The following is a 13342-nucleotide window of genomic DNA, read 5'->3' as shown; positions in this document are numbered from 1 at the left end:
GAGAGACTATGAGAGAAAAAGTAATAACCGTAACAGTAGAACTAAAAAGCAGAAATAATTATGACTATGAAAATAGAATAAAAGAGTTAAAAGAACTGGTAGAGTCTTCAGGAGGTGAAGCAGCAGCTTCTGTCACAGCACCGAGAGATCGTATCGATTCGAGAACCTATGTCGGATCTGGTAAATTGGAAGAAATTAAAGATCAAATGGAAAAACTAGATGCTCATACTATAATTTTTAATCATGAGCTTAGCGGCAGCCAAATGAAGAATTTGGAAAATACCCTTGACGCCAAGATTGTTGATAGAACAAATCTTATTCTCGATATATTTGCAACACGAGCTAAAACAAAAGAAGCGGTTCTTCAAGTGGAGCTTGCACAGTTGAAATATCGGCTTCCAAGGCTTATCGGATATAGAGATTATCTTTCGAGAGAAGGAGCAGGTATCGGAACAAGAGGACCCGGGGAGCAGAAGCTGGAGTTGGACCGCCGTGTAATTCAAAGGCAGATGAGCCAGATTAAAAAGCAGCTGGAACAAGTGGAAAATACAAGACAGATTACACGAAACAAACGAATCAAAAATCCGATTCCTCAAATATCGATTATCGGCTATACCAATGCAGGAAAATCAACGATTGCAAAAGCGTTTTTAGGAGAGGAAGGGGAAGTTTTCGATGCAAAAGATCAGTTGTTCCATACATTGGATACAACCCTAAGAAAGGTTAAATTAAATGAATTCCGAGAAATCGTACTATCGGATACTGTTGGATTTATCGAAGATCTGCCTACATTTTTGATAGAAGCTTTTAAAAGTACTCTCGAAGAAATACGCTATGCAGATCTAATCTTAGAAGTTGTGGATTCCAATAACGATAATGTTGATATACAAAGGGAAACAACTCGGGCACTTCTCAGAGATATGGATATTCAAATACCTGTTTTAACTGTTTTTAATAAAGTTGATCTCTTAGAAAGAAGGGAAGAATTTCTCTATGCAGACATTGAAGACAAGATATTTATTTCAGCACTTGATCCGAAAGACATTCTTCGTTTAAAAGAAAAAATCGAAGAAATTCTTGCTAAAGATGAGAAAAAAAGATCCTTATTGATTCCTTATGAAGACCAAGAAATACTGTATAATCTTTTAAAGAATTTCAAAACAGAAGGCATGGAGTATGTAGAAGAAGGGGCATCGATAACTGTTTTTATGAATGATGCATCTTTTTTGAAATATAAAAAATACGAAAGAGTGAAAGACAGTGATAATTTATAAAACGATTCACGGCGGAGGGGAAGGCTTTCACGTCGAGAAGAAATCAAAATTTATCGCATCCGTAAAAGAATGCATCCAGGAAGAAGATACCGTTTCCTTTATTTCAGAAATAAAAAAGAAATATCCAGACGCAAGACATCACACCTATGCTTATATTATCGGCAAAAATAAAGAGATTCAAAAATACAGTGACGATGGAGAACCCCAAGGAACTGCAGGTGTACCCATCCTTGAATATATAAAGAAAGAAGATCTTACAAATATTTGTATTGTGGTAACCAGATATTTCGGAGGGATACTGCTTGGAAAAGGCGGTCTTATCCGTGCCTATGGAAAAGCTGCAAAACTTGTCGAAACCCTTGTAGAAAAAGTTGATGTCCGAACTTTCTGGGAAATCAAACTTACTGCGGATTACAGTTATTTAGGAAGTATCGAAAATACCACGGCAAACAAAAAGTGGAATCTTAAAAATAAAGAATATTTAGACAAAGTATTTTTCGATTATCTAATAGAAGAAGAGCAGATAAAAGACTTTAATGAAACGATAATGAATCTAACAAACGGCAATGGGGAGATCCAGCAGGGAGATCTGTTATTAAAAAAAGAAAAAAACAAAATAGTGCTAGACTAGATACCTACAATACATTTTCTAATTATGGTATAATCTATTAGTTATGTATCAATCTATGAAGCAAGAGGAAGGTGTTTGAAATGTCAGGACATAATAAATGGTCTAGTATTAAAGATAAAAAAGGGAAAGAAGATGCGAAACGAGGTAAAATATTTACTAAAATCGCTCGAATGATATCTGTAGCCGTACGAGAAGGCGGCCCGGATCCAGATTATAATCCCTCTTTAAAATCAGCAATTGAAAAAGCAAAAGCAGAAAATATGCCTAACGATAATATCCAAAGAGCTATAAAAAAAGGTTCAGGAGAAGATAGCGGGGCAAGCTATGAAAAGATCATCTATGAAGGATACGGTCCTGAAGGTGTTGCTGTTATCGTAAATTGTTTAACGGATAACAGAAATCGTACTGCAGCGGATATCCGACATGCTTTTGATAAGTTTGGAGGTAATTTGGGACAAAACGGTTCTGTAATCTTTATGTTTGATCACAAAGGTGTTTTAACCATCGATAAAAAGGATAAAGATGAAGAAGAGTTCATGTTAGAAGCCATAGAGGCAGGAGCAGAAGATGTACAAATGGAAGAGGATTTATTTGTCGTAACAACTTCCATGGATGATTTTGCCAAAGTCCGAGATAACCTTTTAGAAAACGGCTATGAATTCCACACAGCAGATTTATTTTATCTTCCGCAAAATGAAACAGACGTAGAAGATCCCGAGGCTCAAAAGAAACTTCAGAAAATGATTGACATGCTTGAAGATAATGACGATGTACAGTCTGTATTCCATAATTGGCAAAATGCAGATTTAGAAAATGAATAAGAAAAGAGGCAGCCTATGACTCCACCTGTAAGTGAAACGGCCTTTAGTTTATTTGGAATTGACATCATGTGGTACGGAGTGCTGATCGCGATAGGATTTATCGCTGGTGTTGCAGTGGCTTCGAAAAATGCAAAGTTCGAAAATTTCCCGGAAGATTATGTTCAAGATCTTATCATCTGGATTCTTCCTTTTTCTATAATCGGCGCCAGACTTTATTATGTTATATTCAGCTGGGATTACTACAGTAAAGATCTAACGAAAATTCTCGATATACGAGAAGGAGGTCTTGCGATCTATGGCGGTATTATTGCAGGGGTTTTAGTTGGGTACCTATACTGTAGGAAAAAAAAGATATCTTTTCTGCAGATGGCCGATCTTTATATGCCGGGGCTTGCTCTAGGTCAATCTATCGGCCGCTGGGGTAATTTTATAAACAAAGAAGCCTATGGAGCACCGACGGATTTCCCGATTTCTGTATTGATAGAGGGGCAGAGATATCATGCGACATTTCTCTACGAATCTTTAGGAAATCTTATGATATTTGCTTTTCTATTTATCTATTTGAGAAAGTGGAAGAAAAACCATGGTGAAGTTCTGTCTCTATATCTAATCCTCTATGGAACGTTGAGGTTTTTTGTAGAAGGACTTCGAATGGACAGCTTGTATTTTGGAAGTTTCAGAGTTTCACAATTATTAAGTGCATTGCTTATTATAACAGGCGCCTTTATCTATTATAAGGTGCGGAAGAAGGAGGTGAAATAATGATAGAATTAGGCGAAGTTCAAGAATTATTATTAAAAAGGATTAAAAGCTCAGGTGCTTTTTTAGGAATAGAAGGTGTTGAAGATCCAGAAGAAGATGTTCTTCTACCTGGAAAAGAATTGGAAGAAAGTGATAAGCCGGGGGACAAGATAAACGTATTTATCTACAAAGACCACTCCAGCAGACTTATCGCAACAAAAACGATACCTTATGTTACTTTAGGTACAATAGCCCATTTGGAAGTAAAGGAAATTACGAAAATCGGAGCATTTGTAAACTGGGGGTTAGAGAAGGATTTGTTTTTACCTTTTAAAGAGCAGACAGTAAAGCTTGATAGAGGACGAAAATATTTAATGGCTCTCTATATCGACCGTTCAGAACGGCTTTGTGCAACGATGAAAATAAGAGATTATTTAAGGCAGGATTCCCCTTATAAAGAAAACGACTGGATTACCGGTACGATTTATAATATCGTAGATGATATCGGCGCTTTCATCGCAGTAGACGATCAGTACGAAGCATTGCTTCCAAAAGAAGAATGCAAGGGCGTATTAAGTATAGGCGAATCTGTTTCTGCAAGAGTCTCATCTGTTAAAGAAGACGGAAGGCTTAATCTTTCTATAAAAGAGAGAGGCTTTATGGAGATCGATACAGATGCTACGATGATCTATGAGATATTAACTGAAAATGACGGTTTTATGCCGGTTAACGACAAGTCCGATCCAGACGAGATTAGAAATTTATTTTCAATCAGCAAAGCAAGCTTCAAAAGAGCTGTCGGACGGCTTTTGAAAAACGGAAAAATCGAATTTTATAAAAATGGAATAAGAATTAAAGGAGAATAAAATGACAGAAAACAATGTAATGGCTAGAATCAACGGAAGAGATTTAACAAAAGAAGAAGTTCAAAACTTTATTAATATGATGGGAAATCAAGGCATGCAGTTCCAAAACGAAGAAGGCCTTAAAAAAGTTGCAGATGAATTGGTAAATCAGGAATTAATGTTCTTGGATGCGAAAAAACAAGGGCTGGATAAAGACGAAGCTTATTTAAAAGAAGTTGAGAGATCTAATGAGAATCTTTTAAAACAATATGCGATCAACAAACTTTTAAGCACAATTGAACTAAAAGACGAAGACTTGGAAGAGTATTACGAAAGCCATAAAGAACATTTCCAAAAGCCAATGCAGTTTACTGCATCTCATATTCTAGTTGAAGATGAAGAAAAAGCAAAAGAGATTAAAGAAAAAATCGAAGCAGGGGAAGTTGAATTCGAAGACGCTGCAAAAGAACATTCAACATGTCCTTCTAAAGATCAAGGCGGAAAATTAGGCACATTCCAAGAAGGCCAAATGGTTAAAGAATTCGAAGAAGCTGCAAAGACAGCAGAAGTAGGAGTCGTAACAGACCCGGTTAAAACTCAATTTGGTTACCATTTAATCAAAGTTGATGATAAAACAGATGCAGACGCTGCATCCTTTGAAGAAGTAAAAGACGACATTCAAAGACAAGTATTATCTTTAAAACAACAGGAAGTCTATTTGGATAATATCAACAAAATCAGCAGCGAGTATGAAGTAGAAAAATTCTACTAGAAGAATGCGCCCTCAGGGCGCCTCTTTGCGTATAATATTATTTTAAAACGAGGAGGAAGTATGGATAAAGTATTTTCGTATTTTAGAGAAATTTCCAATATACCTCGATGCTCCGGTCAGGAAAAAGAGATCAGCAATTATCTTAAAAAATGGGCAGAGGACCGTGGTTTAGAAGTTGAGCAGGACAATGCAGACAATATTATCATTCGAAAAGAAGGATCAAAGGGATATGAGAATTCTCCAACAGTCATTTTACAAGGCCATATGGATATGGTCTGTGTGAAGACAGTAGAATCCGACCATGATTTCAGCAAAGATCCTATTGAGATCGTCGAAGACGGCGAATATCTGCGGGGAAAAGGGACAACACTGGGTGCAGATAATGGTATCGCTATAGCGATGGCTATGGCCCTTCTAGAAGAAGACGAGAATCACCCGCCTCTAGAAGTACTTGTAACAACCAGCGAAGAAACAGGTCTGGAAGGGGCGATGAACCTTTCAGAACATGCCTTAAAAGGAAAATATCTTATTAATATCGATTCCGAGGATGAAGGGATACTGACAGCAGGATGTGCTGGAGGAGAAACGATCATCTTAAGAATGAAAGCAGATTTTAAAGAAACGGATAAAGAAGGAATAAAAGTTTCTATTTCAAATCTTATCGGCGGTCATTCCGGAGCAGATATTCATTTGGGAAGACTTAATGGAATTAAAATTCTTTGCGAGATGATAAAAGCTTCAACTGCCGACTTGCAAATAGCTGAGATTAGCGGCGGTCTAATGCATAATACGATTCCTCAAGAAGCATCTATTATTTTTTCAAGCGAAAGCTTTGATAAAGAAAAATTGGAAGAAGCTGCTAAAGAGTTTATAAAAAAAGAAAGTGGTCTTCAGCTGAAAGTTGAAGAGGTTAAGCTTGAAAAAGCAATGGATTTGAAAACAAGCATGGAGCTTTTAGATACGCTTATCCAACTGCAGGACGGACCTTATTCCTATATGGAAGGGGAATATTCTCATATTGTTCAGTCTTCTTCGAATTTAGCAATAATCCGCACCGAAGAAAGTGAGATTGTCATTACCGACTCGACTAGAAGTTCCTCTGTAGAAGAACTTCAGAAATTGGAAGAATATTTCCTTGAAGTGTTCAGTAAACTCGGAGAAGTTGAGATTACACAACAGTATAATCCTTGGACATTTGAAGAACACTCTGTACTTCGAGAAAAAGCTGTAAAAGTCTATAAAGACCTTTATCAAGAAGATATGACAGTGGAAATCATACATGCAGGACTTGAATGCGGCGTTTTCCAAGAAAAGTATCCTCATCTTGACATGATTTCTATCGGTCCGGATATGGACGGAGTTCATACAACCGAAGAAAAATTAAACAAAGAATCTACAATGCGGGTAAATGATTATCTATGCGCGCTATTAAAAGAAATGAAATAGAAGATAAATTATAGAGAATGGGTATAATATTTTTTAAGGAGGGATAATTATGATGGATGATAATAATCACATTCATGATCATAACTGCGATCATGATCATTGCGATCACGGACATACAGAAGAAGGTCTAGATTCAATCGTATTAACATTGGAAGATGATACAGAATTAGAATGCGGTGTATTAGGAATTTTCGAAGTTCCGGAAGAAGACAGAGACTATATCGCGTTAGTTTCTATGGAAGACGAACAAGTTCTTCTTTATCGTTATTTGGAGGATCAAGAAGATCCGGAAGTTTTCAGTCTTGAAAGTATTGAAACGGATGAAGAATTTGATAATGTTGCAGGTATTTTTCATGAGCTTTTTATAGGCGAAGAAGACGGGCAGTCAGAAAGCGAATCATAAAAAAACAGAAGGCAAGCTTGTCTTGCCTTCTATAAATAAAGGATTTACTATGTATAAATTACTGTGTATCGATCTGGACGGTACATTATTAGATAATGAGAAAAACATTTCATCGCTAAATGTTAAAGTTCTCAACACACTTAATAAAAAAGGGATCGATATTGTAATAGCTACAGGCCGTCATTTTGAAAAAGTCGCTGAATTGATTTCTCTTCTAAATTTTGATTGTTCTATTATTGCGAATAATGGAGCTATTGCAATGGAAGAGGAAGAAATTTTTATTCTAAATCCTGTGAATCAGGACCTTCTCCAGACAGTGATAGCAAAAGGAAAAGATTATGGCGTAAAACCGTATCTCCATGTATTTGATGAAGATCGAAAAACTTCTATCGTTATACCAGATGGCGATGTTAAAACAGCCCATGCCGGATCAGTTTGCAGTTTAAATCATATCTGCCATTATAAAGATATGAAAAAAAGCTTTCAAGTGCTGACTATCGTGTTTCTAGAAAATAAAAACAGAATCTCTGCTTTATACAGCGATATTGTTAACGGCGGTTATGCCTGTGAAGCCCATATAATGCGCGGATTCCGCAAAGATGTAGTTATGGTGGAATTTCTCGAAAAAGGATCCAATAAAGCTTCTGCAATTCGACATTATGCAACACTCAAGGGCATAAAGAGGGAGGAAATCATTACCATCGGCGATGAAAACAACGACATTGACATGATAAAAAGTGCCGGGCTTGGTATTGCTATGGCTAATGCGACAAAATCTCTTAAGGAGAATGCAGATCGGATTTCCAGCTATTCTAATAATGATAGCGGTGTAGGAAAAGAACTAATGGATATATTCCATTTAACAATGGAGGAGGTCGAAAGGAATTGAATGCGGACCCCTATTATCCCTATAGCGAATATTTAAAAAAGAAATACGGAAAAAAGGTTTATAAGCTTCCGATAAAACTGGATATAACTTGTCCCAACAGAGACGGACATGCCGGTATAGGAGGATGTATCTTCTGCAATGAAAAAGGCGGGTCTTTTGAAAATTTGTCGGAGAAATATTCTATAACACAACAGTTGGAAAAGAACAGAGAATATATTAAGAAGAGATATAAAGCAGAATGTTTTATAGCCTATTTTCAAAATTTCTCCAACACGTATATGCCTTTGGATGCGTTCAAGAAATTTATGTTGGAAGCGGCGAAGGCGGATGTTGTAGCAATTCAAATCTCTACAAGGCCGGACTGTATTCATAGAGAGCATTTAGACTATCTTCAAAAGATATCTGATACATATAAAGTAGATATCGTATTTGAATTAGGAGTTCAGACAGTCAACAACCGAACATTAAAAATACTCAATAGAGGCCATAGCCTGTCAGACACTATCAATGCTATAATAAAGATAAAAAAATACGGATTTGAAGTCTGCACCCATATGATATTGGGTCTTTCTTGGGATGATATGGAAGATGTTATCGAGGGAGCGAAGATTCTTAGTCTTTTAGAAACGGACCAAGTAAAAATCCATTCTCTTTATATTCCTAAAAATACAGAACTGGGCAGTATGTATAAGAGACAAGAGTTTGAATTAAAAACGTTGGAACAGTATAAAGAAGAAGTGAAAATGTTTTTGCGTTTCCTTGACCCGAACATTGCTATACAGAGAATTGTAGGCAGAATGCCGGAAGAAGACAGCTTGTTTTGCAATTGGGATACCAGCTGGTGGAAAATAAGAGATGATATCGTTAAGGAAATGCAGGATGAAAATATATCTCAAGGTGATCTATATAATTATAAAGAGGGAATCCTTTGCATATAATAGATGAAATAATTTGAGATTTATTATATAATGATTAAAAGAAGAAAGGTAGTGATAAATATGATTAAATATATTTTAGGACCATCTGGCAGCGGTAAAACAAAATGGCTTATTGATGAGGCGAATAAAGACAAAAGAGAAGGTACAGGCAATATAGTGTTTATAGATACTGACGATTCACATATATTCTCTTTAGATTATGCAGTACGCCTAATCAATGCTTCTAATTTTCACATAAAGACAACTGAAAGATTATTCGGTTTCCTAAGCGGTATTATTTCTCGCGACTACGATATTGAAAAAATATATGTAGATGGAATTTATGAGATTGTAGAATTAGACGCTAAATTATTAGAAGATCTAACAAAGAATCTAGAAGAAATTTCAGAAGCGTACAATGTCGATTTCTTTATCGGTATGAATGTTGAAAAAGATGTATTACCGGGAAATTATAACGAAAGCGCTGTTGAATTACATTTAGAATAATAGTTTTTTTATAATTATATTTAAATAAAAGGGTATAAACAGATGTTTATACCCTTTGTTGAGTAAATCATGAATGAGAATAAAATTCTATTCATGGTTTTTTAATTGAAAATGATTAGAATAGGTACATAATGAGTATAAAAAAAGAAATAGAAGTATTTTTAAAAGAAAGAAATTGTCTGATAGATCAGTTAGATGAAGGTAAAATTGATAAAGAGTTATTTATACAAAAGAATCTGGAATTGATCCAAAAGATTTCAATGAAGCCTTTTTCAAGAATCTTAAGCTACGAAGAGGGTATGTATAATTATCAGTATTACAACACCATGGCAAAATATTATAATAATAGAGCCAATGAATACAAATTCGATCGAAAGAAAAAAAGAAAGTATCAAGAAGCTTATAATAAATGCCGCAACTACTATCATGAAAAGGACAGAACATTAGAACAGATGCTTATTATAAAAGAGTTTAAAAACATGGAATCTTACTATGTAAGTCTGTATTCTACGCGTTTGAAGGACCAGCTGTTTGAAATTGTTTTTACCGACAAAGAAAAGGCTGTATTTCATACGATGAATCCTCAGATTTTAGCCCTATTAAAGGAAAATCATGTTTTTATCGATGAAATCCGAGAGTCTGTTATCAGCGACTATATTAATACAAAATATTAATCTGAAAAGAGAAAGGACTATTTATGAGCTTATTTAGAGATGACTTTAAAGGCTTGGACATTCCAAACAACAAAGAAGCCACGAAAGATAAGGTTGTGGAAATAGCCAATATCCCAAAAAGACTTTATTTCCCTATGTCTATGCATATCGGCGCTCCTGCAAATGTAGTTGTGAAAGAGGGGGATGCTGTAAAAATAGGTACATTATTAGGTTCCAGCGACGAAGGTATTTCAACAAATATCCACTCCTCCGTTTCAGGAACGGTTGTGAAAATCGAAGAAGATTCCTCTTTTCGAGGAGAGAGCGAAGTTGTAGTCGTTGAAAACGATTATAAAGAAGAAAAGGAATATTTGAAAGAATTCGACATAGAAAATTTAACGCCGGAAAAATTCAGCAGCATCATAGATGAAGCAGGAATCACCGGAAAAGGAGGAGCGGGATTTCCAGCATCTGTGAAATACAAGATGGGAAAAGAAGAAACGAGATTTCTTGTAATTAACGGATCGGAATGCGAACCTTATTCTACTACCGATTATCGCTGCATGATAGAATACAGCGAAGAGATTATAAAAATCATAGATCTTATTGCAAAAATATATACAATAGAGGAATCTTATATTGCAATAGAAGATCACATGACCGAAGCGATAAGCTGTCTTGATAAAGAGATCAAGAACCAAAAAGCCGAAAACATCTATATACATAAGCTATCTTCTGAATATCCTCAAGGTCATGCAGGACTGCAAATTCAAAAAGTGTTGGGGATTGAGATTGAAGAAGGGCAGCGGTCTGGGGACGTGGGAATACTGCAATCCAACGTTTCTACTATAAAAGCGATACACGATGCAGTTTTTGAAAGAAAAAGCTTAATTAAAAGGATTATTACAGTAACCGGGCCCATGATTAATGACCCTAAGAATCTTATGGTGCGCATCGGAACTCTTGTTGAAGATCTTATAGAAGAATGCGGCGGATTAAAAGACGGGGAAATTGAGATGATAAACGGCGGACCTATGATGGGCAGAGCTTTTGAAGACAAAAGTATTCCCGTAGATAAAGATACAACAACTCTTCTTTTCTTAGAAAAACAAGAAAAAAAGAAAGAAAAAAATTGTATTCGATGTGCCCGCTGTGTAGACAACTGTCCTGTAGCTCTGCAGCCGATTATTATACGTAACAGCTTCATCAACGGCCGATATGACAGGGTACCGGAACTCCGCTCAGAAAGCTGTATATCCTGCGGAGTCTGCACCTATATCTGTCCTGCAGATATTTCCCTTTTAGAAAGCATACAGGCCCTTAACAAAAAATGGAAGGAAATGAAAAATGACTAAAACAAAAGCCCCTTTTCTAAAGTCTTCTATAAAAACATCTGATATTATGAGAGATGTCCTGATTGCACTTATACCGGTATCAGCTATGGCTATAGTAAAATTTGGAATAAGAAGCTTATGGATGATTCTCATCGGAATACTATCCTCTATAATCTTTGAATACCTCTATCAAAAATTAACGAAACAAGATATTACCGTGAAGGATCTGTCTGCTGCGGTAACTGGATTGTTAGTTGCGCTGAGCTATCCTTCAAACGTACCTTTCTGGATTATAATACTGGGTTCTTTTATCGCCATAGTCCTTGTAAAACAAATAGCAGGAGGTCTCGGCAACAATATTTTCAATCCCGCAGTTTTCTCAAGGGTACTGATTAAGATACTCTTTACACCTATTATTACAAATTGGATAACCCCAGGCCCGGATGCAGTTTCCATCGCTACGCCTTTAGCCTTTGTGGGAAATGGCCAAAAAGAAATCCTTGCAGGCGCTCCCGAAATATCTCAAATATTTTTCGGTGAGATTGGCGGGGGAATAGGCGAAACGGTTAAATGGGCGATTCTTTTAGGATTTCTATATCTTGTTATTCGAAAAATTATACATTTTGAAATGCCTTTAGCAGTGATGGGCGGACTTTTTCTAACAGCTATGCTTTTTGGAGAATCTGATTTAAATTTTGCATTTTATCATATTCTTTCGGGAACGGCAATGTTTGCTGCGGTATTTATGGTAACAGATTATGCTTCCAGCCCTTTGAATCGAAGGGCAAGATTCTATTATGCACTTTGTATAGGGATTCTTACTGGAATACTGAGACAGCTTTTCGATCTTCCTGGAGGAATCGGAGTTGCGATTTTAATAATGAACTTGACTGCTCCCCTTTTGGAAACTTGGATAGTGCCTAGAGTTTTTGGTCATAAAGGAGTCAGTATAATCAGCCAGTCAAGATAAAAAAAGAGTGGAGATATGGCGGAAAATAAAATACCAAGTATTTTCTGTTTTTATAAAAAGGTTTTGATTTCTTAACATAGGACATAAAAAGAATATTCTTATATAAATTCAAAATAAAAAACCTTGAGAGGAATATTCCTCTCAAGGCTTTTTAATGTTCAGCTGTTTTATAAAGTTTTAAGAGAATCAGAATAAAAGAAACTCCTAAAATGATATGGGATTATCCTGCCAACCCTGATATAGATGCGTCTAAAGCATTTGATAGATTGATATTTAAAACCTGAATATTTCCTCGAATGAACATCATAAGGACAGTAAGATAAACGCCGATCTCGTAAAAGACCCAGCGCTTGCCTAAAGACTGAAGTCCCAGCCCCTGCTGGTTTAATATTGTTCCGAACAGCAGAGTCATTACTGTACCCAAGGTAAGCATGTGGGTATGCATAAAAGAAAGGGATGTGGGACCGATTAAAGCTCCGTCCTCTACAAATCCATTCCATTTCGTAAATTCCCTAAAATAAACACCGAGAACCAAACCGATAATTGTAAATATAATAGCTTTTTTTAATGTCTTCTTCATAGAGACCTCCTTATTAAAAATATGACTAGTAGCTATATACCCGAAAAATTTAAAAATAGCAAAAAGCAGATACTTCGATCTGCCTTTTATTATTTATGATTCTGTTGTTAAAACTTGCAGAAGCTCTTCATAATCCATACCTTGGGTTAAAGTATAGGATCCGGGGAGTATGCCTTCTTCAAGTTTCTTTTCCTGAATCAGCTTAACAAAACTTTCTTCATCTTTGATAATATTTGCATCGATTAAGATTTTGGCTGCATCAAGATAAGTTGCACCTTCTGGTATGGTCACTTGAATCTCGCTTGGGGGTTCTTCTGCCACTTTAGAAACGGGAGATTGGGAATTAGATACAGAGGTTTCGCTGGTGGTGTAATCTCTAGAAAAAAGATCATAGGTTTGAAAACTTATAATAATGCCCATCGCTAAAATGATGATTAAGATCCACATAAGATGATTCAAATCATAAAGGGTGTCTTTAACTCTTCCAATAAATTTTCTCATTTTGAGCTCCTTTGCTATATATCTGCTGATGGAGTAAAGCCCATTCAACAGCTTTATG

16 protein-coding genes are annotated in these 13342 nt (G+C 36.0%); 14 read left to right on the top strand and 2 right to left on the bottom strand.

Annotated elements, in window-relative coordinates; genetic code table 11:
- The first annotated feature begins 8 nt into the window (after positions 1-8).
- The 14 genes from hflX to ACTQ46_RS04990 all read left to right on the top strand — a co-directional run bounded on the left by hflX (position 9) and on the right by ACTQ46_RS04990 (position 12203).
- Positions 9-1274, top strand: a complete 1266-nt coding sequence (gene hflX, locus ACTQ46_RS05055) for a GTPase HflX (RefSeq protein ID WP_441747835.1) — start codon at positions 9-11, stop codon at positions 1272-1274.
- Entirely contained in the window at positions 1261-1905 is a 645-nt protein-coding gene (locus ACTQ46_RS05050; RefSeq protein ID WP_441747834.1) for a YigZ family protein, read from the top strand. Before hflX ends, ACTQ46_RS05050 begins: the two co-directional genes overlap by 14 nt.
- 80 nt (positions 1906-1985) lie before the next feature.
- Positions 1986-2726, top strand: coding sequence for a YebC/PmpR family DNA-binding transcriptional regulator (locus ACTQ46_RS05045; RefSeq protein ID WP_441747833.1), 741 nt, complete (start codon positions 1986-1988; stop codon positions 2724-2726).
- 15 nt (positions 2727-2741) lie between these two features.
- Positions 2742-3488, top strand: a complete 747-nt coding sequence (gene lgt, locus ACTQ46_RS05040; protein WP_441747832.1) for a prolipoprotein diacylglyceryl transferase — start codon at positions 2742-2744, stop codon at positions 3486-3488.
- Complete coding sequence (locus ACTQ46_RS05035) at positions 3488-4333, top strand: CvfB family protein (RefSeq protein ID WP_441747831.1); 846 nt, start codon at positions 3488-3490, stop codon at positions 4331-4333. Before lgt ends, ACTQ46_RS05035 begins: the two co-directional genes overlap by 1 nt.
- A gap of 1 nt (position 4334) precedes the next feature.
- Complete coding sequence (locus ACTQ46_RS05030; RefSeq protein ID WP_441747830.1) at positions 4335-5084, top strand: peptidylprolyl isomerase; 750 nt, start codon at positions 4335-4337, stop codon at positions 5082-5084.
- 60 nt (positions 5085-5144) lie between these two features.
- Positions 5145-6530, top strand: coding sequence for a beta-Ala-His dipeptidase (pepD, locus tag ACTQ46_RS05025; protein ID WP_441747829.1), 1386 nt, complete (start codon positions 5145-5147; stop codon positions 6528-6530).
- A gap of 49 nt (positions 6531-6579) precedes the next feature.
- A complete protein-coding gene (locus ACTQ46_RS05020; RefSeq protein ID WP_441747828.1) occupies positions 6580-6933 on the top strand; it encodes a DUF1292 domain-containing protein in 354 nt (117 codons plus the stop codon).
- 49 nt (positions 6934-6982) lie between these two features.
- Positions 6983-7822: a Cof-type HAD-IIB family hydrolase gene (locus ACTQ46_RS05015; protein ID WP_441747827.1), complete on the top strand. Its 840-nt coding sequence runs from the start codon at positions 6983-6985 to the stop codon at positions 7820-7822.
- Complete coding sequence (locus tag ACTQ46_RS05010; protein WP_441747826.1) at positions 7819-8760, top strand: TIGR01212 family radical SAM protein; 942 nt, start codon at positions 7819-7821, stop codon at positions 8758-8760. The genes ACTQ46_RS05015 and ACTQ46_RS05010 overlap by 4 nt, the downstream gene beginning before the upstream one ends.
- 60 nt (positions 8761-8820) lie before the next feature.
- A complete protein-coding gene (locus ACTQ46_RS05005) occupies positions 8821-9246 on the top strand; it encodes a hypothetical protein (RefSeq protein ID WP_441747825.1) in 426 nt (141 codons plus the stop codon).
- A gap of 131 nt (positions 9247-9377) precedes the next feature.
- Positions 9378-9920 (top strand): DUF6648 family protein, encoded by a 543-nt coding sequence (locus tag ACTQ46_RS05000; protein ID WP_441747824.1) that lies wholly within the window; start codon positions 9378-9380, stop codon positions 9918-9920.
- A gap of 23 nt (positions 9921-9943) precedes the next feature.
- Positions 9944-11254, top strand: coding sequence for an electron transport complex subunit RsxC (gene rsxC / locus ACTQ46_RS04995; RefSeq protein WP_441747823.1), 1311 nt, complete (start codon positions 9944-9946; stop codon positions 11252-11254).
- A complete protein-coding gene (locus ACTQ46_RS04990; RefSeq protein WP_441747822.1) occupies positions 11247-12203 on the top strand; it encodes an RnfABCDGE type electron transport complex subunit D in 957 nt (318 codons plus the stop codon). The genes rsxC and ACTQ46_RS04990 overlap by 8 nt, the downstream gene beginning before the upstream one ends.
- Positions 12204-12423: 220 nt before the next feature.
- Here ACTQ46_RS04990 and ACTQ46_RS04985 read toward each other — a convergent pair whose 3' ends face one another.
- Positions 12424-12783, bottom strand: coding sequence for a DUF2871 family protein (locus ACTQ46_RS04985; RefSeq protein WP_441747821.1), 360 nt, complete (start codon positions 12781-12783; stop codon positions 12424-12426).
- Between the two features lie 93 nt (positions 12784-12876).
- Entirely contained in the window at positions 12877-13284 is a 408-nt protein-coding gene (locus tag ACTQ46_RS04980) for a hypothetical protein (RefSeq protein ID WP_441747820.1), read from the bottom strand.
- Positions 13285-13342: the final 58 nt, after the last annotated feature.

The organism is Gallicola sp. Sow4_E12 (genome assembly GCF_052116305.1).
Lineage (GTDB): Bacteria > Bacillota > Clostridia > Tissierellales > Peptoniphilaceae > JBQKLI01.
Note: the sequence above shows the minus strand (reverse complement) of the source record. Positions and strands in the feature narration are given on the sequence as shown.